Source organism: Xanthomonas sp. NCPPB 2632 (assembly GCF_041228075.2).
GTDB lineage: Bacteria > Pseudomonadota > Gammaproteobacteria > Xanthomonadales > Rhodanobacteraceae > Luteibacter.
Genome location: NZ_CM192979.1, coordinates 952,175 through 979,140, shown reverse-complemented (window position 1 = coordinate 979,140; position 26,966 = coordinate 952,175). Strand labels below are relative to the sequence as shown.

The window sequence follows — 26,966 nt, the reverse complement described above, 5'->3', positions numbered from 1 at the left end:
CGTCACCGCAGCAGAGTGGCTGGATCGGCACGGCGCATGCTGCGCATCGCCGCGAGACCGGATACCCCTGCCAGCGCCATGACCAGCACGGCGCAGCCGAGCGTGACGGGTACCGTGAGGCGCACCGGCACGTCCTGCGCCTGGGCGACGGCCATGATCACCACGCCGACCAGGGCCGCCCCGGCCAGGCCCAGCGCACCGACCCAGAAGGCCTGTTCGAGGACGATGCGACGCAAGGCCGGAAGACCTACGCCCAGAGCATTGAGCGTGGCGTATTCACGCACCGAGCCCGTCACCGCGGCGACCAGCGTCTGGCTGGTGATGACGGCACCGACGAGGAAGACGATGCCAGCGAGAAAGAGCACGCCCGTGCCGGCGCCCGTGTCGAACATCCAGTAGCTCACGGAGCGGCGGGCGAAATCCGTCGCCGTCCACGCGTCGTACGGGCCGAAGCCGTGCGCACCGCGGAGGCGCGCGGCGACGGGAGACGGGTCGATACCCGGGGCAACGCGCGCCAGCAGGTAGGTGGGCCGGGCGGTGGCCCGGGCATCGCCGTCGAGGCGTCGCGCGGTTTCCAGCGAGGCCACCACATTGACGCCGCCCAGCGCGCGCAGCCCCGACGTCACGCCCACCACGTGCACGGGGTAGCCGTTGATGGCGGCGGTGCGGCCCACGGCCGTACCCAGCTTGTCGAGGTCGGCGCGGTCGATCACCACGCTGTCCGGTTCGGCGAGACGGGCACGTAGCGGCGCGTCGAGCACGTGCGCGAACATCATGCCGTCGGCACGCACGTCGATCCCGGACACGTAGACCGACACCCCGCCGGTGTGGTTGCCACCATGCCAGTCGGCGTCCAGCCAGACGTACGATTCCACCTGCCGGATGGCGGGGTCCATGCGCATCCGCATTTCGACGTCCGGATCGATGGCGCGCCCCTGGTCCACGCTCTGCGTTCCCGGGTAGCCCACCCAGAGATCGGCGGACGACCCGGTGACGTACACGCTGGCGCTGCTGAAGATGCCCAGCACCAGGGCGGCCTGCAGCACCTGCAACAAGCCGGCGAAGCCGACGGCGAGCACCGCGGGCAGGAACCGTCGCCATTCGTGGACGAGCGTCTTGCGGGCCAGGGGCACCATCAGCGGGCAGCCTGTGCGTCGGGCGTGCCGTCGGGGCCCAGCGGCGCGCCGCCGACGGCCTTGAACAGCGCGACATAGGCCAGCGCGCGCGACGTGCGCGCATCGATCACCGCCACCTTCGCGTTATCCACGGCGGCACGGCTGCGGGCGACGTCGATCTGGCTGGCCAGTGCAAGTTCCGCGCGACGCGACACGGCGGCATCGTCGGTGGCAGCCGACTGCAAGAGGGCATCGCCGAGGCGCTCGCGCTCCGCCTCGCGGCCGAGCGTGTCGAGCGCGGATTGCACCTCGGCGACACCCTGCAGGACCGACTGGCGGTAGTTCAGCAGCGTGGCCCTGAATTCGTGTTTCTTCGCATGCGCGATGGACTGGCGCATGCCCCAGTCGAACAGGGGGATGTCGAGGATCGGCCCCAGCGAGGCGATGCCCGTCGTGTTCCGCGTCCGGTGATAACTGATGACTTCGGTCGACCAGATCATGGAGGCGCCCAGCCCGATGTTCGGATACATGTCGGCACGCGCCAGGCCCAGTTCGCCCGCCATGCGGGTAACGTCACCCTCGAGGGCGGCGATCTCCGGCCGCGTGCGCAACAGTTCGGCGGGCGCTTCTTCCAGCTTCCACGCCCCCAGGCGCGGCACCTCGCCCGGCGCGTTCCACGACGGATCGGGCGCCAGCCTGCCCAGCAACGCGGCAAGCCGGCGGGCAGCGGTGTCCGCCGCATTGGCCGGGTCCAGCATCGCCTGGGCTGCCCGGTCCACTTCTGCCCGCGCCTGCGCCACGTCGGCGGGGGAAGCCAGGTGCAGGTCCGCGCGCTTGCCGACCAGTGCCATGCGCCGCGACGCCGCATCGCGCATGTCGCCCAGCAGCGCGATGCGGTTCTGCGCGGCGCGCAGTTCTACCCAGTCGCGCACCACCTCGGCGATCACGGTCACGCGCGCGGCACACACGTCGGCCTGGCGCGTCATCAGGGTGCCCTGGGCAGCTCGCCGGGTACCCGTGGCCCGACCGAACAGGCCCAGCTCCCAGGTCGCGTCGAAGCCGGCGGCGAAGAACGACGCACTGGCGTCCGGTTCGGTAAGGTCCTCGGTCTTGGCCCGCAGGGCCGGCAGGTAGGGATCGCGTGCGTGGTGATCGAGCGAACGGGCAGCCTCCAGACGCTCGGTCATGGCCTGGATATCCAGGTTCTCGGACAGTGCCCGTGCGACCAGGGCGTCCAGCGCGGGATCGCCGAAGGCCTTCCACCAGCCGGTCATGTCGGGCGCGGCCGGAGCGGAGGCAGGCAAGCCATCCCAGGCCGCCGGCGTGGCGGGCGGGACGACGGGAAGTTTCACGCCCACGGGTCCGCATGCCGTCATGCTCAGCGCGCATACGACACACAGCGCCCGATGGCTCCAACCCAGCATGTTCACATTCCAGTCCAAGACATCGGGGCGATAGTGCACGGCGTTCCTTAGCGCCAACTTTCAGATGCCCAAGATACCGACGCACCAAAAGACCGCCGTGGAGCACAGCGGCCGTCCGGACGACGGCGGGACGATCGAAAAAGATGGATGTCACCGGGCCTCGATGGCCCGCGCCCTGCCCCTTCGCCATGCGAGGCGCCGGTTACGGACCGTAGGCAGACAGGCTACCCGCGCAAGAGTTCCCTGCCGCGCCCATTCGCCGGCCGGGTACGCGGGATCAGCGGTCGTCGCGCGTCCAGATGACGCCGTCGGTTTCCTGCACCGGAAACACCGTGACCGGTTCGTAGGCGGGCGGACAGGTGACCGCGCCGGTACGCAGGTCGAAACGCGCCCCGTGACGCACGCATTCCACCTCGAAGCCCAGCACGGGACCGCCGGCCAGCTCGCCGCCGTCGTGCGTGCACACATCCTCGATGGCATGAAGCTGGCCATCGATGTTGTACACGGCAATGGCGGTGTCGCCATCCCAGACGACCCGGTGCTCACCCGGCAGCAATTCACCGCGCGTGCCGACGCGCACCCAGGCCGTCATGCGCGCAGATCCTTCACGAGGTACTCGAAACGCAGGTCGTCACGCTGCGGCAGGCCGAAACGTTCGTCGCCATAGGGAAAGGGCTTGGTCTTGCCGGTGCGCCGATAACCGCGGCGTTCGTACCAGGCGATCAGCTCGGCGCGGATGTCGATCACGGTCATCTCGATGCGCGCGCTCGCCCACTCGTCGCGGGCGATGCGCTCCACTTCGTCGATGACCAGCCGCCCGATCCCTGCGCCCTGGGCCGGTGGATGCACGGAGAACATGCCGAAATAGCAAACGGGCCCCTGACGCTCGATGTAGCAGGAGGCGAGAACTTCGTCGCCCCGCTCGAGCAGGACGAACCGGCCATCGGCACCGGCAAGGAGGTCCTCGATCTCGCTGACATCCGTACGCCGGCCATGGAGGAAATCGGCCTCGGTGGTCCAGCCGGCCCGGCTGGCATCGCCGCGGTAGGCGGACTCGACCAGCGAGGCGATCGCCGGGGCGTCGGCGGCGGAGGCGGTACGAAAGGCGTGCATGTCAGTCACACCAGAAGCTTGCGAACTTTGGCGATCGCTTCGATGAACGCGTCCACCTCGGCCTTCGTGTTGTAGAACGCGAACGACGCCCGCAGCGTGGCCGGGACGCCGAAGAACTGCATCAGCGGGTGGGCGCAATGGTGGCCCGAGCGTACCGCTACGCCCTGCAGGTCGAGCAACGTCGCCATGTCGTTGGCATGCGCGCCTTCGATCAGGAACGAGATGACCGGCTCCTTGTCCTTCGCACGGCCGAAGATCCGCATGCCGGGCACGCTTTCCAGCGCTTGCGTGGCATAGGCCAGCAGGTCCTGTTCGTACGCCCTCACGCGGTCGAAGCCGAGGCCCTGGATGTAATCGATGGCGGCGCTGACGCCGGCAAAACCGGCGATGTTCGGGGTGCCTGCTTCGAAACGATGCGGTGGATCGGCGAACACGGTGCCGTCGAAACGTACCTCGCGGATCATCTCGCCACCGCCGAACAACGGCGGCATGGCCATGAGGTGTTCCCGCTTCGCCCACAGCGCGCCGGTGCCCGTCGGGGCGAGCATCTTGTGGCCGGTGACCGCGTAGAAGTCGCAGCCCAGTGCCTGGACGTCGATCGGCCGATGCGGCGCCGCCTGCGAACCGTCGACCAGCAGCGGGATACCGCGTTTGCGACATTCGCGGGCGATCTCCCGGATCGGATTGACCGTACCCAGCACATTGGAGACATGGGTGACGCAGGCCAGCTTCACCTCGGGGGTGAGCATGCGCACGAACGCGTCGAGGATCAGTTCGCCATCGGCATCGATCGGCGCCGCCTTGACGGTGGCACCGGTTCGCTCGGCCACCAGCTGCCAGGGCACGATGTTGGCATGGTGCTCCATCACCGTGGTGAGGATCGCATCGCCGGGCCGCAGACGCGGCATGGCATAGCTGTAGGCAACCAGGTTGATCGCCTGCGTGGTGCCGGAGGTGAGGATCACCTCGTCGCGCGAGGGCGCGTTGATGAAGCGGGCCAGCGCGTCGCGCGCACCCTCGTACGCGGCCGTGGCTTCCTCGCCCAGCGCATGCACGGCGCGCGACACGTTGGCGTTGCGCTCGCGGTAGTGGCGATCTACCGCTTCGATCACCGACAGCGGCTTCTGCCCGGTGTTGGCGTTGTCGAAATAGATCAGCGGCTTGCCGTGCACGGTGCGCGACAGCAGCGGAAAGTCGGCGCGGATGCGCTCGACGTCCAGCGGGAGGACGACGGATTCGGGCTTGGCGTTCATGGCTGGCTCCGTACTTCGTTAGTCGGCGGACGGCCCGGTCGGCAGGTGCGCGACCAGCAAATCGCCCAGGTGCTCGCGCAAGGCCTCGTTCGGCAGCGATTCCAGCGCCGCGCGGCAGAACGCCAGGGTCAGCAGGCTGCGCGCCTGGGCGAGCGGAATGCCGCGTGAGCGCAGGTAGAAAAGCGAGCGTTCGTCCAGTTGGCCGATGGTGGCGCCGTGCGCGGCCTTGACTTCGTCGGCGTAGATCTCGAGCTCGGGCTTGGTGTCGATTTCCGCAGAGGCGGAGAGCAGGAGGTTCTTGTTGCTGAGCGACGCATCGCTGCCGTCGGCACCCTCGGCGACCACGATCGCCCCACGGAACACGCCGCGCGAGCGACCGTTGGCGATGCCCCGCCAGAGCGCGTCGGACGTGGTGTCCCGCGCCTCGTGACGCACTTCCAGCTGGGTATCCGTATGCTGCCGGCCGTCCAGCGCGAACACGCCACGCGATTCGAACCGCGCGCGATCGCCGACCAGTTCGGCCGTCAGTTCGTGGCGCACCAGCGCGCCGCCGACTTCCAGCGCATGCACGATGGCCGAGGCGTTCGCCTCCAGCCTCACATGGCCACGGCGGAACAACGTGGAGGAGGCCGACGCGTGCTGCAGCAGCACCAGGCCGAGGTGACCACCGGCGTGCACGATGTGGTCGGCGACCACGGTGCCCAGCTGCACACCCTCACCGGCCGACACGTAATGCTCGACCAGATCGACATGGGCGCCCTCGCCCACCTCGACCAGCATGCGGACATGCCAGGCCGTATCGGGCTGCGCGCCGCTGGACACGTGCACGACGTGCACGGGCGACGCCAACCGGGCACCCGCCACGACGCGGAGCACCACCCCGTCGGTCGCCAGCGCCGCATTCAGCTGCGCGAGCGCGTCGTCGGCATCGTGGCGCAGGCGACCCGCCAGCGCGAAGCGCAGCGGCTCGGCCTCGGTTGCCAGCGCCGTACCCAAGGTCATCAGCGAGACACCCTCGAGCGCACTCGTGACGGACAGGTCGTCGCGAAACACACCGTCGACGAAGACGAGACGAGGCCCGTCCACGCCCGGCAACGCGAACGAGGCCGGGCCGATCGCGAAGTTCGCCGCGGCGTCGGCATCGGCCAGACCGAACGCGCGCTGCGACAGCGCGCGCAGCGGTGTGTATTTCCACGATTCGCTGCGCGCACCGGGAAGCCCATGCGCGGCGAACCGCTGCAGGTTGTCATGACGCGCGGCATCCACCCAGGCGATACCCGTGGCGGGCACGCCGGCGGCGGCATCCAGTGCCGCCCGCACGAACGGGGACGGCGCGCTGGTCATGCCGGCGCCCCGGCAAGATCGACCTTGCGCAGTTCCGGATGCGCCTCGGCGAGCCAGGCATAACCCTGTTCTTCCAGCTTCAGCGCCAGGCCCTTGTCGCCACTCTCCACGATGCGGCCACCGGCCAGCACGTGAACGAAATCCGGTTCGATATAGTCGAGCAGGCGCTGGTAGTGCGTCACGACCAGGAACGAGCGATCCGGCGAACGCAGCGCGTTGACGCCACCGGCCACCTGCTTGAGTGCGTCGATGTCCAGGCCCGAGTCGGTCTCGTCCAGGATGGCCAGCTTCGGTTCGAGCACGGCCATCTGGAAGATCTCGTTGCGCTTCTTCTCGCCACCGGAAAAGCCTTCGTTGACCGCGCGATGCAGCAGTTCGTCGGAGATCTGCATCACCTTCAGCTTCTCGCGGACCAGCTTGAGGAAACGCATGGAATCCAGCTCGTCCTCGCCGCGAAAACGACGTTGCGCGTTGAGCGCCGCGCGCAGGAAATAGGTGTTGTTCACGCCGGGGATCTCGACCGGGTACTGGAATGCCAGGAACACGCCGGTGGCGGCGCGCTCCTCCGGGTCCAGCGCCAGCAGGTCCACGCCGTTGAACAGCACGGAACCCTCGGTGACTTCATAGCCCTCGCGCCCCGCCAGCACGTTGCCGAGCGTGGATTTACCGGCGCCGTTGGGGCCCATGATGGCGTGCACTTCGCCGGGCTTCACCTGGAGCGAAAGGCCTTTGAGGATCTCCTTGCCTTCGACGCGGGCATGGAGGTTGTCGATCGTGAGCATGTGCATGACGTGGCTGTCCATCAGGGCGTGAGGTGCGAGAGCGCATCGAGCGCGTCGTCGCGGCGTTCCCAGGGCACGAACAGGTGATCGTGCAGGAACGCGGATACGGGGTTGCAGGGAATGCCACGCTTCGCGAGCGCGGCGGAAACGGCGGCCATCATGCCTACCGCGGTAAGACTGGATTGCACGCGCAGGGTGATGCGCGCCCAGAGCATGCGCTCGCCGGCGACGTCCGCTTCGGGATCCACATCGACGATCAGCGTGGTGCCTTCGGCTTCACGGAACATCATCAGCGCATCGGCCATGCGCTGGCGCGCCTTCTCGTGGGAGGCGTGCAGGAAACGCTTCGGCACGGGGTCAAGGGCCGGCTCCAGCGCCGCGAGCAGCGCGCGCAGGTCGGTCAGGCCCGGGGCGGAACCGGCGATACCCATCGTCAGCCCACCGCGCCTTCGAGGGACACCTCGAGCAGCTTCTTGGCCTCGACCGCGAACTCCATGGGCAGCTCGCGGAACACCTGCTTGCAGAAGCCGTCGACGATCATCGACACGGCATCTTCCTCGCCGATGCCGCGCGATAGGCAGTAGAACAGCTGGTCGTCCGAAATCTTGGACGTGGTGGCCTCGTGCTCGACGATGGCCGAGGGGTTTTTCACTTCCATGTACGGGAACGTGTGCGCACCGCACTTCTTGCCGATCAGCAGCGAGTCGCACTGCGTGTAGTTGCGCGCGCCGTCGGCACCCTTCTCGATCTTCACCAGGCCGCGGTAGCTGTTGGAACTGCGGCCGGCACTGATGCCCTTGGCGACGATTTTCGACTTGGTGCCCTTGCCGATGTGGATCATCTTGGTGCCGGTATCGGCCTGTTGGCGGTGGTGCGTCAGCGCCACCGAGTAGAACTCGCCCACCGACCGATCGCCGCGCAGCACGCAGCTGGGGTACTTCCAGGTGATCGCCGAACCGGTCTCGACCTGCGTCCAGGAGATCTTGGAATCCGCACCGCGGCAGTCGCCGCGCTTGGTCACGAAATTGTAGATACCGCCGACGCCGTTCTCGTCGCCGGGGTACCAGTTCTGCACCGTGGAATACTTGATCTGAGCGCGCTCCAGCGCGACCAGTTCCACCACGGCCGCGTGCAGCTGGTTCTCGTCGCGCATGGGCGCGGTACAGCCTTCGAGGTAGGACACATAGGCGTCGTCCTCGACGACGATCAGCGTGCGCTCGAACTGCCCGGTGTTGATCGCGTTGATGCGGAAGTAGGTGGACAGTTCCATCGGGCAACGCACGCCCCGCGGAATGAACACGAAGCTGCCGTCGGAGAACACGGCGGAGTTGAGCGCCGCGAAGTAGTTGTCGCCCGTGGGCACCACGCTGCCCAGGTACTGGCGAACCAGGTCGCCGTGCTCGCGGATGGCTTCGGACATGGAGCAGAAGATGACGCCCGCCTCGGCCAGCTCCTTGCGGAACGTGGTGCCCACCGACACCGAGTCGAACACCGCGTCCACGGCCACACCGGCCAGCCGGGCACGCTCGTGCAGCGGCACGCCCAGCTTCTCGTAGGTTTCCAGCAGCTTCGGGTCCACCTCGTCGAGCGACTTCAGGCCGGCCTTCGGCGCCGAGTAGTAGCTGACGGACTGGTAATCGATGGGCGCGATGTCGAGCTTGGCCCAGTCCGGCGTGGGCATGGTCAGCCAGTGGCGATAGGCTTCGAGACGCCACTGGGTCATCCACTCCGGCTCGCCCTTGATGGCGGACAGCTGGCGGACGATGTCCTCGCTGAGGCCGGGCGGAAGGCTGTCCGATTCGATGTCGGTGACGAAACCCGCCTCGTAGCGGCGGTTGAGCGCTTCCACCACTTCAGCGTTGTCGTGCACCGGGGCTACCACGTCGCGTGTCATGTTCTCACTCTCATTCATGCGTTTGCCTGCGCGACCGGGGTCGCGTCCTTCGCCGACGCCGCGGGGCGATCGGCCAGCATCTGTGCGAGGGTCATGGCGCGAAGCACGCTGCCGATGGCCCCGGATACCGAGCGCCAGCTTTCGCTGACGCCGCATTGCGACTGGCGCTCGCACTGGCCCTGCGCCACGCTGCATTCGGTCATGCCGATGGCGCCCTCGATGGCCTCGACGATGTCGGCCAGGCTGATGGCTTCGGCCGGACGCGCCAGCCGGTAGCCACCATTGACGCCGCGGAACGACTCCACCAGGCCGGCGTGGCCCAGCAGCTTCAGCACCTTCGACACCGTGGGCAATTCCAGGCGCGCTTCTTCGGCGATCTGGGCAGTGCTCAGAACGTCGGCGGGGTGGACGGCGATGCAGGTCATCACCACCGTCGCGTAATCGGTCAATCGGCTGACACGAAGCATGGGGGAAGGGGCACAGTCAATACCGGACCAAAATGGTACTGTATCGAGCCCTTCGGCGCAATAACGGCACCAAATGCACCCTATTGGTGCACCAATATGCGCATATTGGTGCGAGCGACATGAAGCATAGGCACCCCGCGTCCGGCATGCCATACCCATCAAGGGGTTAGCCCATCCCAACGCATGGCATGCATCGTGCTCAGTCCTTTCCCATTCAACCAGAACGGGAAGCCGCGGCACATGAAGTGGATCAACGCGATCATCAAGCCGTTCACGCTGGACGACGTACGCGAGGCGCTCGCGGAAGTCGGCGTCCAGGGAATGACCGTCACGGAGGTAAAAGGCTTCGGTCGCCAGCACGGCCACACGGAGCTCTATCGGGGGGCCGAGTACGTCGTGGACTTCCTGCCCAAGCTGAAGATCGAGATCGCCGTAACCGACGACCAGCTCGAACGGGCCGTCGAGGCGATCACCACCGCGGCCCGCACGGGCAAGATCGGCGACGGCAAGATCTTCGTCATCGACCTCGAGCAGGCCATTCGTATCCGCACGCAGGAGGTCGACGGCGATGCCCTCTAAGCTCACCCGCACGCTGCTCGCCACCCTGGCCGCCACCGTCGCGCCAGGCCTCGCTTTCGCCCAGGCCACCGCCGCACCGGCCCATCTGGACTCCGGCGACACGGCATGGATGCTCACCGCCACGATGCTGGTGCTGCTGATGACCATCCCGGGCCTGGCGCTGTTCTATGGCGGCATGGTCCGCGCCAAGAACCTGCTGTCCGTCCTCATGCAGTGTTTCGCCATCACGGCGCTGGTCACGGTGCTGTGGGTGGTCTACGGCTACTCCGTCGCCTTCGACACTACCGGCATGGTCGCCGGCAGCACCAACCTGCATTCGTTCGTCGGCGGACTGGGCCACGCCATGCTGGCCGGACTCAAGCCGGACAGCCTCTACCTCACCATCCCGGAAGGCGTGTTCGTGATGTTCCAGATGACCTTCGCGATCATCACGCCCGCGCTCATCGTCGGCGCCATCGCCGAGCGCATGAAGTTCTCCGCGTTGCTCGTCTTCACCGCGCTCTGGTTCACCCTGGTCTACCTGCCCATCGCACACATGGTCTGGGGTGGTCCGGGTTCGTTCCTCGGCGACCTGGGCGTACTCGACTTCGCCGGCGGCACGGTGGTCCACATCAACGCCGGTATCGCCGGCCTGGTCGGCTGCCTGGTCATCGGCAAGCGCCGCGGCTTCCCGCACACACCGATGCCGCCGCACAACCTCGGCTACACGCTGGTGGGCGCAAGCATGCTGTGGCTGGGCTGGTTCGGCTTCAACGCCGGCTCCGCCGTCGCGGCCAACGGCAGCGCCGGCATGGCCATGCTGGTCACCCAGATCGCCACGGCCGCGGCGGCCATCGGCTGGACCGCCATCGAATGGCTGACCCATCGCCGGCCGAGCGTCCTCGGCATCGCTTCCGGCGCCGTGGCCGGCCTGGTCGCGATCACCCCGGCAGCCGGCACCTGCGGCCCGGGTGGCGCGCTGGTGCTCGGCCTTGTTGCGGGCGTGGTCTGCTTCTTCTGCGCAACGAAGCTGAAGCGTCGCTTCGGTTACGACGACTCACTGGATGTCTTCGGCGTGCACGCGGTAGCCGGCATCATCGGCGCCCTGCTCACCGGCCCGCTGGCGGCTCCGCTGCTCGGCGGCTTCGGCACGGTCACCGACCTGGGCGGCCAGTTCTGGATTCAGTGCAAGGGCGTCGGCTTCACCGTCGCGTACAGCGCCGTGCTCAGCTACGTCATCTTCAAGGGCATCGCCGTGACGATGGGGCTGCGGGTGGACGAGGAACAGGAACAGGTGGGTCTGGATATCGCGCTGCATGAGGAGCGGGGGTACAACTTGTCTTGAGGGCTTGGGGCTTGGAGCCTTGGAGCAAGAGCCGGCGGGTGCCACCCTCGTGGCCACGCCTGCGGCGACCCGCTAAGGAAGGGCCGCTCCGCGGCCGTTTATCTATTCCCCTTCGGGGCGGGTCGGGCTTCGCACGGGGGTTTTCGACTCGACATCCTGTCTCGCGAAAACGGCCGGCCGTCCTGGCCGGCCCCGCTGCGCGGCCTTGTCCGTTCGAACCCCTCGCCTGCGGCTACCGGCCACGAGGGTGGCACCCGCCGGCTCTTTCGCAGACTGAGGTTGCGTGTGGGGAGAGCGAAGAGCCTGGTTTCGCTTCGTTGCTGGGAACGCTCGCTTGCCTGCTTTACATGGCATCGGTCGCCTTAGATACGTTGAGGGTTCGCGCACGTGCGTGCGCTCCTACCCCCCAGCCGGCAGATCATGCGTTGGATATGCCAAGACCGGCCCTCCCCCTGGGGTAGGAGCCCACGATGTGGGCGAAAAGCCAACAAAGCGACGACGCCGTACCCCGCACCTCTGCGACCGCTCGCGTCACAACCCACCTCAGTGTCGGAAAGAGCCGGCGGGTAGCCCCCTCGGTGCCGGTAGCCGCAGGCGAGGGATTCGCACAGATCAGGCCCGAAGGGGGCCGGCCAGGACGGCCGGCCGTTCTCGCGAGACAGGATGTCGAGTCGAAAACCCCTGTGCGAAGCCCGACCCGGGCCCGAAGGGCAATAGACAAACGGCCGCGGGTAGGAGCGCACGATGTGCGCGAATCAAAGACACGGCCGCGCTAGCGGCTTTCCACGACGGGTCGCCGCAGGCGTGGCACCGAGGGGGCTACCCGCCGGCTCTTGCTCCAGGCGCCAAGGGCCACGCTCCAACCCGATGCCGAAGGCGAGCCAAAGCCCGCCGACGACCAAAGTCAAAAGCAACCGAAAACTTACCTATTCACCCAATGGCACCGGCGCACACTGTGGTAATGCCCGTGGTGATCGGAAACACGTACCGGCTTGCAGACCTGGTGACGATGGTGCACCGGATGATGCGGGGGCGGACGGTGACCGTCGGCATGCGCGGCCAGCGGCGCGATGAAAGCGGCACCCATGACCATGAGGGCCAGGAAACGCGAACGATGGGTGGTGCCGTTGCCTGCGATGCGCGTCTTCATGCGGATTTCCGGTGGGTGGTTTGACACACCGTCGTGGTTTGGCGAGGGTGAGTCAATACATATGCGGGGGTGTCTTGGTTGTTGCGAGTGGTGGCGTTCATATCGGGTCGCGAATCGTAGGTTTTTTCGCCCACATCGTGGGCTCCTACGGGGTGCGGAGCAACGCGGGGGGGGGACGGGAGGCGGGGTCAGAGTCGCCCGTCGACGCTATCCTGGGGGAGCACCGATTTGACGTCGTAGACTACCGCGCCGGGCTTGCCGAAGGCGCGGATCTTCGGTGCGCCGAAGGCACGGAATTCGTCGTGGGCAACGGCAACGATGATCGCGTCGTAGACACCCTCCTCGATCGTATCCACGGTACGCACGCCGTATTCGCGCGAGCACTCCTCGTTGTCCACCCAGGGGTCGTAGACATCGACATGGGCCATCGACTGTTTCAGTTCGCGCACGATGTCGATCACGCGCGTATTGCGCAGGTCGGGGCAGTTTTCCTTGAAGGCGAAGCCCAGCACCAGCACGCGCGCGTCGACGATATGCAGGCGGCGCTCGCTCATCAGGCGGATGACCCGATCGGCCACATAGGTGCCCATGCGGCTGTTGATGCGTCGCGCGGCGAGGATCAGCTCCGGGTGATAGCCGGTGACCTCGGCCTTGTGGGTAAGGTAGTAGGGGTCCACGCCGATGCAATGGCCGCCGACCAGGCCGGGACGGAACGGCAGGAAGTTCCACTTCGTGCCGGCGGCGTCCAGCACCTCGCCCGTGTCGATGCCCAGCCGGTTGAAGATCAGCGCCAGCTCGTTGACCAGGGCGATGTTGACGTCGCGCTGCACGTTCTCGATCACCTTGGCCGCTTCGGCGATGCGCACCGAGGATGTCTTGTGCGTACCGGCGCGGATGATGGTGCGGTAGAGCGCATCGACGCGATCGGCCGCTTCCGGCGTGGAGCCCGAGGTGAGCTTGCGGATGTCCACGACGCGGCGCGCGTGATCGCCGGGATTGATGCGCTCGGGGCTGTAGCCGCAATGGAAATCCACATTGAAGACCAGGCCGGAGCCGGCTTCGAGGATCGGTACGCAGATCTCTTCCGTGGTGCCCGGATACACCGTGGACTCGAAGATCACCAGGTCGCCCCGCGACAGCAGGCCACCCAGCATGCGGCAGGCTTTTTCCAGCGGCTCCAGGTCCGGGCGCTGGGCTTCGTCGATCGGCGTGGGCACCGTCACGATATAGACGTTACGGTCGGACAGGTCGGCGACATCGCCGGTGTAGCGCAACTTCGCGGCGGCGGTCAGCGCATCGCCGGTCACCTCCCGCGTGTGGTCGTGGCCCGCGCGCAATTCGGCGAGGCGAGCGGGGGCGATGTCGAAGCCGAGGGTATCGAAGTGGCGGCCGAACTCCACCGCCAGCGGCAGTCCGACGTAGCCGAGACCGATGATGCCGATCCGCGGATCAGGGATGAGAGCCATGGTGCGCCCGGGTTTCCAAAGAAACGAAGCGTACACGGCGCAGCGACGGCTTAATACCACTTGTCGGCCAAACCGTGGCGCCATGACACGCCTGCGCAAAGCCTCTAAGCTCATTGCACGACCGCCTGCACAGATCTTCCATGACCGCTACCGACGACCGTTCCGTCGCCCGCCTCGCGTGGGCGCGCCACGCCACCGGGCAAGCCTCGCTCACGCTCGAGCCGGCCTCCGCCGATGCCAGCTTCCGCAGCTACTGGCGCGGCCATGTCGACGGGCAACCCGTGATCGTCATGGATTCGCCGCCCGCCCAGGAAGACCCGGCGCCGTGGGTGGCCATCGGCCAGCGCCTCGCCGCCGCCGGCCTGCACGTGCCGACGGTGATGGTGGCCGACCTGGCCCAGGGCTTCCTGCTGATCGAGGACCTGGGCACACGCACCTACCTGCCGGAGCTGTCCGACACCACGGTGGATGCACTCTATGGCGACGCGCTGGACGCCCTGCTGCGCATGCAATCGCGCGTGGATACGTCCGGCCTGCCCGCGTTCGATCACGCGTGGCAGACCATGGAAATGGAGATCATGCCGACCTGGCTGCTGGAGCGGCACCTGGGCGTGACCCTGGACTGCGCCGACTGGGAAATCGTGGAGCAGGCTTTCACCGTGATCCTGCGTACGCTGACCGAGCAGCCGCGCGCCTTCATGCACCGCGATTACCATAGCCGCAACCTTCTGGTCACGGCGGAACGCTCGCCGGGCGTCATCGATTTCCAGGGTGCGATGTCCGGGCCGATCACCTACGACCTGGCCTCGTTGCTGCGCGATGCGTACATCGTCTGGGACAACGAGCGGGTGGAGGGCTGGGTGGAGGCCTACCGCCTTCGATTACTGGATGCGCGCCTGCTCGATGACACTGTCGATGCCGATCGCTTCCGCCGCTGGTTCGACCTGGCCGGCCTGCAGCGACACATCAAGATCCTGGGGCTGTTCTGCCGCCTCTGCTATCGCGACGGCAAGCCGGGCTACCTGCACGACCTGCCTCGCGTATGGCGCTACGTGCTCGACACGGCGCGGCGCCATGCGGACATGGCGCCCCTGGCCGACCTGATCGAGGCACGCATCGGCGAGCGCGACCTGACCCGGGCACGCCAGCCGTGAGGCACGCGCTGATCCTTGCCGCCGGCCGCGGCGAACGCATGCGTCCGCTGACCGACCATACGCCCAAGCCACTGCTGGATGTCCACGGCAAGCCGCTGATCGTGCATCACCTGGAGAAGCTGGCTGCCGCCGATGTGCGCTACGTCGTCATCAACACGTCGCACCTGGCGGACCGATTTCCCGAGACGCTGGGCGACGGCTCGCGCTGGGGCATACGCATCCGCTATTCCTACGAAGGGCCGAAACCGCTCGAAACCGGCGGTGGCATGCTCAACGCGCTGCCGCTGCTGGGGCCGGAGCCCTTTATCGTGGTCAGCGCGGATATCTGGAGCGACATCGACTACGCCGCACTGCCCCGCGAACCGCAGGGACTCGCACACCTGGTGATGGTGCCCAACCCCGACTTCCATCCGGCGGGCGACTTCGCCCTGGCGGACGGCACGCTCCACGACGACGGTGATGCACCGGCGGTTGCCGAACGCCTCACCTTCGGCAACGTGGGTGTGTACCGGCGCGAGCTGGTGGCCGACGAAGCGCCGGGCGCGTTCAAGCTGTTGCCGATGTACCGGCGGGCCATGACACAAGGGCGCCTGCACGGCGAGAAGTTTGAAGGCTTCTGGCGCAACGTGGGCACGCCTGCGCAACTGGATGAACTTCGCGCGGTGCGATAGACGCAGGCGCTGCTTTACTGCACGGTCACCGTGCTCAGTTCACGCAGACGTTCGTGTCCCATGGCGAAGGCCTGGTTGAACGCACTGGTGATGTCGTTGAAATCGTGCGTGCCCGTATTGGCTTCGATCTCTTCGCCGACGTGATCCAGTATGCGGTAACTTGCGCGATACACCTGCTCGCCATCGACACCGCTGTGCTTTACCGCCTTGGCGACCACTCTGAACTTGTTCTGGTTTTCCATTGCCACTCCTCCCCCTGGTGCATGACCGATACTGACCGGGGAAGATGACCGTTGCAAGTGACTTTGGCGTCGCCACGATGGCGCCGCGTCAACTGCGCGGAGAAGCTTCCACGGCAACGTTGTTGGTGTTGCCGGCGACGGCGGCAGGCGCCTCCGCGGCGGGTGCGACGGCACCTGCGTCATGCACCGCATGCTGTGCCTCGGCCGGATGCAGCGTCGGCACCGGCGGCAGCGTCGGCGGCTCGGTGCTGGCGACATCCGACGAGAGCGCGGCCTGGGCCGCTTCATGGGTCATCACCACGATGCTGATGCGGCGGTTGATCGGCGCGGACGGATCGTTCTTGTCGAACGGCACCGACGCCGCCAGGCCCACCACGCGCGCCACCTTGTCCGGCTGCATACCGCCGTCGGTCAGAGTACGGCGCGCGGCGTTGGCCCGATCCGCCGAGAGCTCCCAGTTGCCGTACGCGCTGTCGGCACGGATATAGGGTGCGTTGTCGGTATGGCCGGAAATGCTGATCTGGTTCGGCACCTGGTTCACGAAGCCGGCCAGTTCGTGCAGGATCTGCACGGTGTAAGGCTTGAGCGCGCCGCTGCCGGTGTCGAACATCGGACGGTTCTGCTTGTCGACGATCTGGATGCGCAGGCCTTCGGAGGTGATGTCCAGCAGCAGCTGGTCCTTGTAGGGCGCCATGGCCTGGCTCTTGGCGATGGCCTCCTGCAGGTCCTTCATCAGCTGCTCCAGGCGGCGTTTTTCCTGCGCCTTGGCCTGTTTGTCCTGTTCCGCCGCCGCCGACGACGGCTTGGCGAAGGCCTGCTGGTCGCCCGGGCCCTTGGGCAGGTCCATCGCGCCGCCGAGCTTGATCATGCTGGTGCTGGCGCCACCCGGGCCCATCTTGCCCGACGGCGCCATGGTCGACTGGCCCGGCGTCAGGCTGGGGTTCTTGAAGTACTCGGAAACGGCGGCGCGCTGCTGCTTCGTGCCCGCGCCGACCAGCCACATCACGAGGAAGAAGGCCATCATCGCGGTCACGAAGTCCGCATAGGCGACTTTCCACGCGCCACCGTGGTGACCATGGCCGGCCGCCTTTTTCTTGCGGACGATGATGACCTGCTTCAGCTCGCTCATCGACGGTTACCGCGCGGCCTTCAGGTGGGCTTCGAGATCCTGGAAGGTGGGACGCGTGCCGGACTGCAGGGACTTGCGCGCGAACTCCACCGAGACCATGGGGTTGTAGCCGCGCAGGTTGGCCAGCAGCGCCACCTTGACGCACTCGAAGGCCTTGCCGTCGGTATTGACGCGCGCTTCCATCGCGGCGGCCAGCGGGCCGATGAAACCGTAGCAGAGCAGGATGCCGAGGAAGGTGCCCACCAGCGCGCCGGCGATGTGCTCGCCGATGACCGCGGCTTCGCCGTCGATGGATTTCATCGTGATGACGATGCCCAGCACGGCGGCCACGATGCCGAAACCCGGCAGAGCATCGGCCATCTTCTGCACGGCGTGCGCCGGCGCGGCGGCCTCGTGGTGATGGGTTTCCAGCTCGACGTCGAGCAGTTGCTCGAGTTCGTGCGGATCCATGCTGCCGCCCACGATGAGGCGCAGGCAGTCGGTGATGAAGTCGATCAGGTGGTGCTCGGCGACAAGGCGCGGATAGGCCGAGAACAGCGAACTGTTGGCCGGATCCTCGATGTGCGACTCCATGCCGAGCTGACCTTCCTTGCGCATCTTGATGAAGATGTCGTACAGCAGCGACAGCAGGTCGACGTAATCCTGCTTGCGGTACTTCGGGCCCTTGAGCAACGCCACGGCGTCGCTCGCCGACGCCTTGACGATGTCGAGTGAGTTGGCACTGATGAACGCACCGATGGCGCCACCGAAGATGATGAGCAACTCGTAAGGTTGCCAGAGGGCACCGATGGACCCGTGTGAAAGAACGTAGCCGCCCAGTACGGAGACGAGGACGACAATGGACCCGATGATGACCAGCATGACTTGCTTCCTCCTAACCCTTTGCGTATCGGCAGACCGGGCCGTGAGTTGAGTCGTTTCGTCAGCGCCGGGTCAGGGTTCAGTCACCGGATTCCAACGAACCGGGGTAATGAGGGAAGACCAGGCGGATGCGCGTACCGATGCCGGCATCGCTTTCGATCTCCACGCCGCCTCCCGCCTGCGCCACGGTGCCGTAGACCTGGGCCAGGCCCAGGCCCGAGCCACCCGCCTTGGTGGTGAAATAAGGCTCGAACAGGCGCTGGCGCACCTCTTCCGACATGCCGCCGCCGGTATCGGCCACGCTCACGAACACCTGGCGCAGGGTGGAGTGCTCGCCGACCGCGGCGGCGAAGCGCGTATCGCCCATGCGCTCACCCACCTCGATCACGATGGTGCCATGGCCGTTCATGGCGTCGCGGGCGTTCAGGCACACATTCATCAGTGCCTGCTCGAGGCCCTGGCGATCGAGCCATACCGGCAGCGGGCCGGAGGCGCACACCACGTCCACCCCGACGCCGCCGCCCATGCCATGCCGGGCGAAATCCGCGAAACCCTTGACCAGGCTACCCACGTCCACCGGTTCGGGCCGCGAGGGCTGGTTCCGCGCAAACGCCAGCAGCCGCCGGGTCAGCGCCGTGGCATGCCGGGCACCCTCCGTCGCGTAGGCCAACATGCGGCGATGGCGGGGATTCAATTCGGCGGCGTCTTCCTCCAGCCCGGACAGGCTGACGATCACCGTCTGCAGCATGTTGTTGAAGTCATGCGCGATACCGCTGACCAGCTGACCGATGGCCTGCTGCTTCTGCGCCTGCAGGGCACTGGCCTCAGCCAGGTCGCGGCCGTGATGGGCCATGGCCAGCTGCTCGCTGACCCCGGCGAGGCGGTTCTCCGCATCACGGCGCGCACCGTGCTCGGACTCGAAACGCTCCATCAGGGTGCCATACCGCGTGGACGCGCTGGCCGAGCGCGCCACCGTCTCGTTGAGGCGCTCCTGCAACAGCTCGTTGATCGCCTCGATGGCCGCCTGCACCTCGACCCGCTCGGTGACATCCCGGCTGATGACGATGAAATGGTCGAGCCGGTCGTGGGCGATCACGGGGGCGATCATCACTTCCCACCAACGGGCGCTGCCGGCGTTGGACGGGCGCGCCGCCACGAAGTCCACCCGCTCGCCGCCGGCGGCGCGGTCGAGCACCCCCGCCACCATGCCGCGTGCTTCCTCGGGCCACAGATCGACCCAGCGGGTGCCCAGGAGGCGCTCCGGGTCATCCACCACGAGGCTTTGGGCGCCCTGCCCCGCGACGAAACGGATGACGCCCTCGCTGTCGAGCTCCTTCATGCAGTCGGCGGATGCATCGACGAATTGCCTGTACAGCCCATCCACGCTAGTCATGACCCGTCCGTAACCCCTCGCGATCCAGGCGGCCAGTATGACCTGCGCGACCGGCCTGCGGTGTGCCACGTAACGACTTTCGACACGCCGGTGTACCCGACCTGCGCAACGGCTCAGTCTTCCGATTCGGCTGCCGGTTCGTCATCGAAACCCGTCTCGCCTTCCGCAAAGGCCGGGGCACCATCGTCGTCCACGCCCAGCACCAGGCCCAGCGCCTTGTCGGCCGCCTCGGCGGCACGCGTTTCATCGCGGAAGCTGCGATTTTCGTAGACGGCGAAGAACGAGGGAAAGCTGCCGTTGGCCGGATAGGACGCGATGAGCGCCGTATACCGCGAGCCTTCCCGCGTGGCGCTGCTCTTCAGGGTAAAGCCGGGAAATTCACGTTGTGCCATGGATCGAAAACCTCGGGAAAGAGCGGAAAATCCAGCGGGGCCGAAGGGTTGCCCGATATCCTTCACATATGTCGACGGAAATCAAGGAACCCGTTCAGAAAAAGCCGCTTGCTTCGCAGGATTTTGTAGAGTATTTCGTACATCAAGCGCCCTCACAAAGACTTCACGACGGGCGTGATTCAGCGAAACAGGGGCAAGACAGCTATGAACGTTATCACCACCACGTTGCCGTCGCGGCGGCTGGCGTGGGCCGTTGCCGCCGTACTGGCCGTGGCCGGCATCGCCGGCCTGGCCCTCGCGCCCAGGGTCGCCATGGCGATCCCGCGCACGGCGATCCAGATGGTCTACGCCTGGCTCTGCGCATCGCTTGTGGGCTCCGCCTATGTCGTCGTCACGCTCGCGAACGATGCCGAAGGCGCCACCGAGGACAGGGAAGATTTCTGATCTCAGGGATGGGGTGATGCGTCAAAAATAAACCCGGCCTCGGCCGGGTTTATTCTTTTACGGCAACCGGCCTGCCTTACGGACGGCGAGCCAGCTCCGGGTCTTCCTTGGTCACCGGCATCAGGTCCTGCTTGGACACGCCCAGCCACAGGAGGATCGGGCTGGCGACGAAGATGGACGACAGCGTACCCACCACGATACCGATCAGCATGGTGATCGCGAAGCCGTGCACCACCGGACCACCGATGAAGAACAGGGCCGCCATGGTGATGCCGGTGAACAGCGAGGTGATGATCGTTCGCGACAGCGTGCTGTTGATCGACCGGTTGAGCACCTCTTCCGGCGTGGCGTTGCGGCTGGAGCGGAACAGCTCGCGGACGCGGTCGAACACCACCACCTTGTCGTTGATCGAGTAGCCGACCACGGCCAGGACGGAGGCGAGCACCGTCAGGTCGAATTCGCGCTGGGTGAGAGCGAAGATGCCCAGGGTGACCAGCACGTCGTGCACTTCCGTGGCCAGCGCCGCGATGGCGAAACGCTTCTCGAAGCGGATCCACAGGTAACCCATGATGCCGATGATGACGAAGGCCACGGCGACGATGCCGTCGCTGCGCAGTTCCTCACCGACCTGCGGGCCGACGAAGGACTTGCTCTTCATCGTGACGTCGGGACGGGTGGTTTTCAGCACGGCGATGATATCGCTGGACACCCTCGTCGCGGCCTCTTCGCCCGCGAGCGTGGCCGATCCCTTGTCGTCCTTGGGCAGCAGACGCACGTTGAACTCACGTGTGCCGCCGACCGATTGCACCAGCGGGTTCTCGATGCCAGCCTTTTCAAGCGTGTTGCGCACCTCGTTGACTTCGATCGGCTGCGCGTAGTCCACCACGACGGAGACGCCGCCCAGGAAGTCCTGGCCGTAGTTGAAGCCCTTGGTCAGGATCAGGCCGATCGAGCCCAGCATCAGCAGGATGGCCAGGCCGATGCTGTACTTGCGCAGGCCGAGGAAGTTGAAGTTCGAGTTGTGGTTGAAGATTTCCATGGCGTCCTCCCGTCAGACCGACAGGGTCTTGAGCTTGCGGCCGCCGTGGATCAGCGCCGTGATGGCATGGGTTACCGTTACCGACGTGAACATCGAGGTCAGGATACCGATGAAGAGGGTGACACCGAAGCCCTTGATCGGACCCGAGCCCATGGTCATCAGACCGAGCGCGGCGAGCAGGTGGGTCACGTTGGCGTCCAGAATGGTCGCCCAGGCCTTGTCGTAGCCGGTGCGGATGGCCGCCAGCGGCGACGAGCCGTTGCGCAGTTCCTCACGGATGCGTTCGCAGATCAGCACGTTGGCGTCGATCGCCATGCCCAGGGTGAGCACGATACCGGCGATGCCGGGCATGGTCAGCGTCACGTGGATCAGCGACATGACCGCGATGAGCAGCACGAGGTTGAAGAACAGCGCGATGTCGGCGACCAGGCCGAACAGCTTGTAGTAGATGGCCGCGGCGATCAGCACCAGGCCGAGGCCGAGCATCACCGCCTTGAAGCCCTTGTCGATGTTGTCCTTGCCCAGGCTGGGGCCGATCACGCTCTCACCCACGATATCCACCGGTGCCGCCAGCGAACCACCGCGCAGCAGCAGCGCGAGGTCGGAGGCCTCGGCGTCGCTGGGCAGGCCGTTGGTCGAGAATTTAGCACCGAATGGACCGCTGATATTTGCGTAGTTGATGACTTCCTCGGTGGTCTTGGGCGTCTTGACCTCCTTGCCGTCGACCATCTTGATGTCGTTGGTGCGCGTGATGTAGAGCACCGCCATCGGCTTGCCGACATTGCCGCTGGTGAAATCCTGCATCTTGCGCGCGGCCGCGCTGTTCAGCGTGACGCTGACATTGGGCGTACCGTTCTGCTGGTCGCGGCCGGACACGGCCGAGGTCAGCTGGTCGCCCGTGGCGATCACCGTCTTGCTGAGCAGGTAGGGGCGGCGATCGCGCCCGTAATACAGCTTGGCATCCGGCGGCACGCTGCCGCTGCGCGCGGCATCCATGGCCTGCTGCGGCGTATACAGGCCTGCACGGTATTCCAGGGTGGCCGTGGCACCGATCAGGCGCTTGGCTTCCGCGGTGTCCTGCACGCCGGCCAGCTCCACGATGATCTTGTTCTGGCCCTGCTGCTGAATCAACGGCTCGGACACGCCCAGCTCGTTGACGCGCTGGCGCAGCGTCGTCACGTTCTGGGTGATGGCGCTCTGTGCCAGTTCGCGCAGGCGGGCCGGCTTGACCACCGCGTTGAGCGTGAAGCGATTGCCGGTAGAGGGGCCGTCGCTGACCGTGAGGTCGGTGAATTCGGCACTGATGGCGCTGGCCGCCGCCTGGCGGTCGGCATCGCTACGCAACACCACGCCGACGCCCTGGCCACGCGGATTGCGCGACACCGCGTCGTAGGAGATCTTCTTGTCCCGCAGCATCGAGCGGATATCGTCCGCGTACCGGGTTTCCTGGTTGTCGATCACGGCGTTTTCGTCGACTTCCATGAGGAAGTGGACGCCGCCCTGCAGATCAAGGCCCAGCGGCATCGAGAACGCGTTGATCAAGCGTAGCCACGAGGGCACGGTCGAGGCGAGGTTCAGCGCCACCGTGTAGTCGTCACCCAAGGCACCACGCAGGGCATCGGATGCCTTCGATTGGGAGTCGGCGTCATTGAAGCGGGCCAAGAGGCGATCGCCCTTGTCGGAACCGGCGACATCGACACTCACCGCTGGCGCCTTGGCGGCCGCCAGGATGCCCTCGACCCGCGTCTTCAGCCCGGCGTCGACGGCGTTGCCGCGGTTGCCCGAGATCTGCACGGCCGGCTGCGGCGGGAAGACGTTGGGCAGCGCATAGACGATGCCGAACAGCAACACGATCACGACCAACGCGTACTTCCAGCGTGGAAAATCACTCATGCCTTACATTCCATGGAGGCGGCCGGGTGCCGGCCGCAGCTGACGCTATGCGATAAAGCTCAGGACTTCTTGAGGCTGCCCTTGGGCAACACCTGGGTGACGGCGCTCTTCTGGACCTGGACCACCGTGCCCGGGGCGATTTCCACGCGCACGAACGCCTCGCCCACGTCCTCGATCCGGCCGGCCATGCCACCGCTCATCACCACTTCGTCGCCCTTGGACAACGCCTCGAGCAGCGCGCGATGCTCTTTCTGCCGCCTCATCTGCGGGCGGATCATCATGAAATAGAAGATGCCGAACAGCACCGCCATCATGATCAACGGCGAAAAGCCCAGCGCGCCCTGTGCCGCGCCAGCAGCTGGGGCAGTGGCCTGAGCACTGACGAAAGGAAAGGTAGTCATAAGTTGCTGCAACCCATTAAAAGTTTGGGAAAATTTTTTCTCCGCCTATTATTGCATGACCTATCCACGCCAACCAGCACCCCGCAGCCAGCTTGCGCAGGTCTGGTCACCATGTAAGCATTTGGGTACCACCATGCAAAAGGAAGTTGCGTGACCGCAACCCTCGATCAATTTGTAGTCATACGCGCTTCGCGTATACCGCTTGACGTGTTCTTTACAGCAGCGCACGACCATCTATCTATTGACGACTTTCTAATTGCATGGGTTGATCAATCGTATGTGCGTCAAGCCCTGCGGGTCGCGAGCCCATCTTTTCTTGATCGCTTAGATAAAGCACGGAGTGATGGAGCCCATAGATTCGGTGAGTTTAGACACTCCGTTTTGAAATATTTGATTCGGATGACTACTCGAGCCACGCCGTTTGGTTTGTTCGCCGGAGTTGGATTAGCAACTATTAGTGATTCAACGTCACTGCGAATAATGCATCGAGAGGCAGATAAGAGAATTACACGCCTCGACATTGCCTTTCTTAATCGATTGCGCAAACAGGTGGCTACATCGCGATGCGATTTGCCACTGATGGCAAATCCTACCGTGCGGCAAATCGGCTCCGACATACATTACACCGAGGGCTTTGAGCTCGACGGCATGCAGAAATATCGACTTAGCAGCATCGTAGTCGATGAATTTGTCAACGCAGCGCTTGAAGCAGCTGGAAGCGGAGCCACCTCGGATGAAATCGCAAGCTTATTAGCTTCAATTTCATCTGATGTGAGTATCCAAGATGCAAAACAATTTGCGGAATCAATGTCGGAGGAAGGATTAATCTATCCTAGAATTCCTCTTGCCATTACTGGAAACTCACCAGAAGGCTCCCTGCTCCGTTCCCTAGAAGCCATTGGAGCAACGAGCGAAGCCAGTTACCTCAAGATGACCATCGATGCCATGTCTCGAATGGATGGCAATCCATTAGATGTAACAGCCGCATACGAGGATGCTTTATATTCGACTAAACAATTGATTCCCGATCGCCGTGAAGGAAATCTTTTTCAGACTGATCTCAGCTTAGTTATGGAGTCGTCAACTATAGATCGAAAAATCTTTCAAGATTTATCCGATGCAATAAGCTTGATGGTTCGAGACGAAAAAGAAATCTCTCCGGTAATGGGTCGATTTATAGAAGAGTTTAAGGTTAGGCATGACGGTCAATTTATACCACTTCTGCAAGCTGTCGATGAGCAAGTGGGATTTAGCTTCGGTCAAAACACTGAGTACGAAAATGTAGCTCTTGCAGGAGTTCCATTTCCGGAAGATATATATAACGAAGAAAGCGCAATTTCAGCGATGAATCCACTTCAACAGCGCCTTATCGAATTTCTCCGAACGCCGTCAAATTTAATGCAGGAATCTATTGATCTTAAGTTGACTGGCGACAAGCGCAATGCAGAACGAATGAAAGTTGCAGCTTATTCTTTTAGCATATTGGCTGCTATTCACGGGGAGGGCGAGCAGTATATTCACTACAAGAATTCATCCGGACCATCCGGCATGAATTTAATTGGTCGATTCTGTCATCTGACCAACGATTTACTAGAAGCCGCCAGAAGCCATTTGAAGCGTGAAGACCAGCATTCACCTGATGTTATATTTGCCGAAATAATCCACCTACCTCAGGGACGCGCGGGCAATATCCTTGCACGTCCCAGGCTGTCCGATTTTGAAATAGAATTTCTAGGTGAGTCTAGCCTTCCACTTGAAAAACGCATTGGCGTGGATGATATATGGTTAGGGGTCGTCGGAAGGGAGGTGGTACTTTGGTCCAAACGACTAAAGAAACGCATTGTACCCCGACTGTCTACTGCTCATAACTTTACTACTAATGCGATGTCGCCTTACAAGCTACTCGCCTTGATCGCTGGGCAGGTTCATGCTGTGCCTAGTTTTGATCTTCCTAGAATAATTCGCAACTCACGCGTAATCCCTAGGGTAATGTATGGAAATGTCATCCTCAGCGCGCGACGGTGGTGTATACCGCGCAACGAACTTATTAACCTAACAGCGCCAGAGAAGCGCCGTAAAGCATGGCTCAGTCTCGTCGAGAAATATTCTTTGACACCAAACGTGTCCTTCGCAGATCGGGACAACGTACTCACTGTGAATCTCCATAGCGTACCGATGGTCGAGCTTCTACTCAAAGAATCTCGCCGGCATGAAGATGTCACGCTGCACGAAGTTATTCACTGCATACACTCACCATCTTCTGAGCAAATAAGCGAACAAGGATCACAGAAGGTTGTAAACGAGATCGTTGTACCGTTCACTAACGAATTCTCACGCCCTCATCGCGGACTTCAACCTTCCGCCGTAAGATTGAACAACAATTATGGGCACATATACGCGCCAGGCTCAGAGTGGATATGTGTCAAGCTTTACGGAGCGTTTTCCGTACTTGATTCAATCCTCGTTAGTGTCATTGCGTCTTTAGTACATGATCTCAAGAAGCATGAGCTTATAAGCGAATTCTTCTATCTGCGTTATGCTGATCCGGACTTTCACTTAAGGATAAGGTTCAAGGGCCAGCCAAGTGTCTTAAGCGAGACCGTATTGCCGTACTTAAATAATGCGCTGTCGGCGCATTTAGCGTCAAGAAAAGTTGAGCGAATCGAATTGTTTACTTACTTTCCTGAGTATCATCGTTACGGTGGTGAAATAGCCATTAAACTCGCAGAGCAAGTATTCACTTTAGATAGCGTTGCTACGCTGGCATTACTCCGAGCTGTGGACAAAAACAATCGTTGGCGTATTGCGATCCTATCGTCACTAAGTATTCTAGACTGCTTGGGCTTTTCAAGAAAGCAATCACTCGCACTAGTTAGCAAAATTAGAGAATCGTTTGCAAAAGAATTTTGCGAGACTAGCGAAATGCGAAAACAGATTGGGCGACGGTACAGAGACTTATGTTGTGAAGATGTTTTTATAGAGACGTCCACGAAACAAATTAGAGATCATCTAAAACGTTCGCACGAACCGCTGATCAGCCTTGGTAAAACTTATCGCGATCTTGACGCGAAAGGTCTGTTAACGAAACCACTAGCTGATGTAGCGGCAAGTTTCTTACACATGACGAATAATCGCATTTTCATAACTGATATACGCAAAAACGAGTACGCAGTCTATGATTTTCTTCGCCGCTATCTTTTATCAGAAAGTCGAAGAATTTAAACAATAAAAAAAAGCCCCCTATTTAGCAGGGGGCTTTCCTAATTTTAGCTACAGAGGCATTCACTCGAGCACGAGTGCCACAACCAAGTAACGCAATGTGCGCCATCACTCCACATACGGATTTGATTATCGTCAGCTTGACCGACAATCTCACCCACGGAAAGGTTAACAATTTCTTGCTTATCGAGCTTGAGCTTCATATATCTCTCTCCCT

26 protein-coding genes are annotated in these 26,966 nt (G+C 63.7%); 6 read left to right on the top strand and 20 right to left on the bottom strand.

Translation table 11 applies throughout. The features are described from left to right. Positions 1-2 precede the first annotated feature (2 nt). The 10 genes from AB8808_RS04340 to AB8808_RS04295 form a co-directional block, all read right to left on the bottom strand. Positions 3-1,136, bottom strand: coding sequence for an ABC transporter permease (locus AB8808_RS04340; RefSeq protein WP_369927054.1), 1,134 nt, complete (start codon positions 1,134-1,136; stop codon positions 3-5). Next, entirely contained in the window at positions 1,136-2,467 is a 1,332-nt protein-coding gene (locus AB8808_RS04335; protein WP_369927052.1) for a TolC family protein, read from the bottom strand. The genes AB8808_RS04340 and AB8808_RS04335 overlap by 1 nt, the downstream gene beginning before the upstream one ends. Before the next feature lie 349 nt (positions 2,468-2,816). Continuing rightward, on the bottom strand, positions 2,817-3,131 hold the full coding sequence (locus AB8808_RS04330) for a non-heme iron oxygenase ferredoxin subunit (protein WP_369927050.1): 315 nt from the start codon (positions 3,129-3,131) through the stop codon (positions 2,817-2,819). Further along, on the bottom strand, positions 3,128-3,652 hold the full coding sequence (locus AB8808_RS04325; RefSeq protein ID WP_369927049.1) for a GNAT family N-acetyltransferase: 525 nt from the start codon (positions 3,650-3,652) through the stop codon (positions 3,128-3,130). Before AB8808_RS04325 ends, AB8808_RS04330 begins: the two co-directional genes overlap by 4 nt. Positions 3,653-3,657: 5 nt before the next feature. Beyond that, positions 3,658-4,905 (bottom strand): aminotransferase class V-fold PLP-dependent enzyme, encoded by a 1,248-nt coding sequence (locus AB8808_RS04320; protein ID WP_369927047.1) that lies wholly within the window; start codon positions 4,903-4,905, stop codon positions 3,658-3,660. An 18-nt stretch (positions 4,906-4,923) separates the two neighbouring features. Continuing rightward, entirely contained in the window at positions 4,924-6,249 is a 1,326-nt protein-coding gene (sufD, locus tag AB8808_RS04315; protein ID WP_369927045.1) for a Fe-S cluster assembly protein SufD, read from the bottom strand. Continuing rightward, positions 6,246-7,031 (bottom strand): Fe-S cluster assembly ATPase SufC, encoded by a 786-nt coding sequence (sufC, locus tag AB8808_RS04310; RefSeq protein ID WP_369931327.1) that lies wholly within the window; start codon positions 7,029-7,031, stop codon positions 6,246-6,248. The genes sufD and sufC overlap by 4 nt, the downstream gene beginning before the upstream one ends. Positions 7,032-7,051: 20 nt before the next feature. Continuing rightward, positions 7,052-7,462: an ACT domain-containing protein gene (locus AB8808_RS04305; protein ID WP_369927043.1), complete on the bottom strand. Its 411-nt coding sequence runs from the start codon at positions 7,460-7,462 to the stop codon at positions 7,052-7,054. A gap of 2 nt (positions 7,463-7,464) precedes the next feature. Then, positions 7,465-8,925, bottom strand: a complete 1,461-nt coding sequence (sufB, locus tag AB8808_RS04300) for a Fe-S cluster assembly protein SufB (RefSeq protein WP_369931326.1) — start codon at positions 8,923-8,925, stop codon at positions 7,465-7,467. Between the two features lie 14 nt (positions 8,926-8,939). Beyond that, complete coding sequence (locus AB8808_RS04295; RefSeq protein ID WP_369927041.1) at positions 8,940-9,392, bottom strand: SUF system Fe-S cluster assembly regulator; 453 nt, start codon at positions 9,390-9,392, stop codon at positions 8,940-8,942. 240 nt (positions 9,393-9,632) lie between these two features. Here AB8808_RS04295 and AB8808_RS04290 point away from each other — a divergent pair, with 240 nt between their 5' ends. After that, positions 9,633-9,971, top strand: coding sequence for a P-II family nitrogen regulator (locus AB8808_RS04290; protein ID WP_369927040.1), 339 nt, complete (start codon positions 9,633-9,635; stop codon positions 9,969-9,971). Next, the gene (locus AB8808_RS04285) at positions 9,961-11,295 is read left to right on the top strand and encodes an ammonium transporter (RefSeq protein WP_369927038.1); all 1,335 of its coding nucleotides are present in this window, start codon (positions 9,961-9,963) and stop codon (positions 11,293-11,295) included. Before AB8808_RS04290 ends, AB8808_RS04285 begins: the two co-directional genes overlap by 11 nt. Before the next feature lie 922 nt (positions 11,296-12,217). On the opposite strand, the gene AB8808_RS04280 is transcribed toward AB8808_RS04285, so the two are convergent. Beyond that, a complete protein-coding gene (locus AB8808_RS04280) occupies positions 12,218-12,445 on the bottom strand; it encodes a hypothetical protein (RefSeq protein ID WP_369927036.1) in 228 nt (75 codons plus the stop codon). A 188-nt stretch (positions 12,446-12,633) separates the two neighbouring features. Continuing rightward, the gene (locus AB8808_RS04275; RefSeq protein ID WP_369927034.1) at positions 12,634-13,911 is read right to left on the bottom strand and encodes a nucleotide sugar dehydrogenase; all 1,278 of its coding nucleotides are present in this window, start codon (positions 13,909-13,911) and stop codon (positions 12,634-12,636) included. A gap of 140 nt (positions 13,912-14,051) precedes the next feature. On the opposite strand from AB8808_RS04275, the gene AB8808_RS04270 reads away from it, so the two are divergent. Further along, positions 14,052-15,065, top strand: a complete 1,014-nt coding sequence (locus AB8808_RS04270; RefSeq protein WP_369927032.1) for an aminoglycoside phosphotransferase family protein — start codon at positions 14,052-14,054, stop codon at positions 15,063-15,065. After that, a complete protein-coding gene (gene murU / locus AB8808_RS04265; protein ID WP_369927030.1) occupies positions 15,062-15,736 on the top strand; it encodes an N-acetylmuramate alpha-1-phosphate uridylyltransferase MurU in 675 nt (224 codons plus the stop codon). The genes AB8808_RS04270 and murU overlap by 4 nt, the downstream gene beginning before the upstream one ends. A 14-nt stretch (positions 15,737-15,750) precedes the next feature. On the opposite strand, the gene AB8808_RS04260 is transcribed toward murU, so the two are convergent. The 5 genes from AB8808_RS04260 to AB8808_RS04240 form a co-directional block, all read right to left on the bottom strand. Beyond that, a complete protein-coding gene (locus tag AB8808_RS04260) occupies positions 15,751-15,978 on the bottom strand; it encodes a hypothetical protein (protein ID WP_036137300.1) in 228 nt (75 codons plus the stop codon). An 88-nt stretch (positions 15,979-16,066) separates the two neighbouring features. Further along, positions 16,067-17,107, bottom strand: a complete 1,041-nt coding sequence (gene motB / locus AB8808_RS04255; RefSeq protein WP_369927028.1) for a flagellar motor protein MotB — start codon at positions 17,105-17,107, stop codon at positions 16,067-16,069. Between the two features lie 6 nt (positions 17,108-17,113). Next, a complete protein-coding gene (gene motA, locus AB8808_RS04250) occupies positions 17,114-17,968 on the bottom strand; it encodes a flagellar motor stator protein MotA (RefSeq protein ID WP_036137303.1) in 855 nt (284 codons plus the stop codon). A 79-nt stretch (positions 17,969-18,047) separates the two neighbouring features. Beyond that, positions 18,048-19,361: a two-component system sensor histidine kinase NtrB gene (locus AB8808_RS04245; protein ID WP_369927026.1), complete on the bottom strand. Its 1,314-nt coding sequence runs from the start codon at positions 19,359-19,361 to the stop codon at positions 18,048-18,050. Positions 19,362-19,474: 113 nt separating this feature from the next. Next, positions 19,475-19,753 (bottom strand): hypothetical protein, encoded by a 279-nt coding sequence (locus tag AB8808_RS04240; RefSeq protein ID WP_369927024.1) that lies wholly within the window; start codon positions 19,751-19,753, stop codon positions 19,475-19,477. Positions 19,754-19,957: 204 nt separating this feature from the next. Here AB8808_RS04240 and AB8808_RS04235 point away from each other — a divergent pair, with 204 nt between their 5' ends. Further along, complete coding sequence (locus AB8808_RS04235) at positions 19,958-20,197, top strand: hypothetical protein (RefSeq protein ID WP_369927022.1); 240 nt, start codon at positions 19,958-19,960, stop codon at positions 20,195-20,197. 76 nt (positions 20,198-20,273) lie between these two features. Here AB8808_RS04235 and secF read toward each other — a convergent pair whose 3' ends face one another. Genes secF through yajC form a run of 3 tightly spaced genes read right to left on the bottom strand, consistent with a single transcriptional unit; the run spans position 20,274 to position 23,530 of the window. Further along, positions 20,274-21,236 (bottom strand): protein translocase subunit SecF, encoded by a 963-nt coding sequence (gene secF / locus AB8808_RS04230; RefSeq protein WP_036137311.1) that lies wholly within the window; start codon positions 21,234-21,236, stop codon positions 20,274-20,276. Between the two features lie 12 nt (positions 21,237-21,248). Further along, positions 21,249-23,129, bottom strand: coding sequence for a protein translocase subunit SecD (gene secD, locus AB8808_RS04225; protein ID WP_369927020.1), 1,881 nt, complete (start codon positions 23,127-23,129; stop codon positions 21,249-21,251). A 59-nt stretch (positions 23,130-23,188) separates the two neighbouring features. Beyond that, positions 23,189-23,530 carry a preprotein translocase subunit YajC gene (yajC, locus tag AB8808_RS04220; RefSeq protein WP_369927018.1) on the bottom strand — a complete coding sequence of 114 codons (342 nt, stop codon included), beginning with the start codon at positions 23,528-23,530 and terminating at the stop codon, positions 23,189-23,191. Between the two features lie 150 nt (positions 23,531-23,680). On the opposite strand from yajC, the gene AB8808_RS04215 reads away from it, so the two are divergent. Continuing rightward, positions 23,681-26,752 (top strand): lantibiotic dehydratase, encoded by a 3,072-nt coding sequence (locus tag AB8808_RS04215; RefSeq protein WP_369927016.1) that lies wholly within the window; start codon positions 23,681-23,683, stop codon positions 26,750-26,752. The last annotated feature ends 214 nt before the right edge of the window (positions 26,753-26,966 follow it).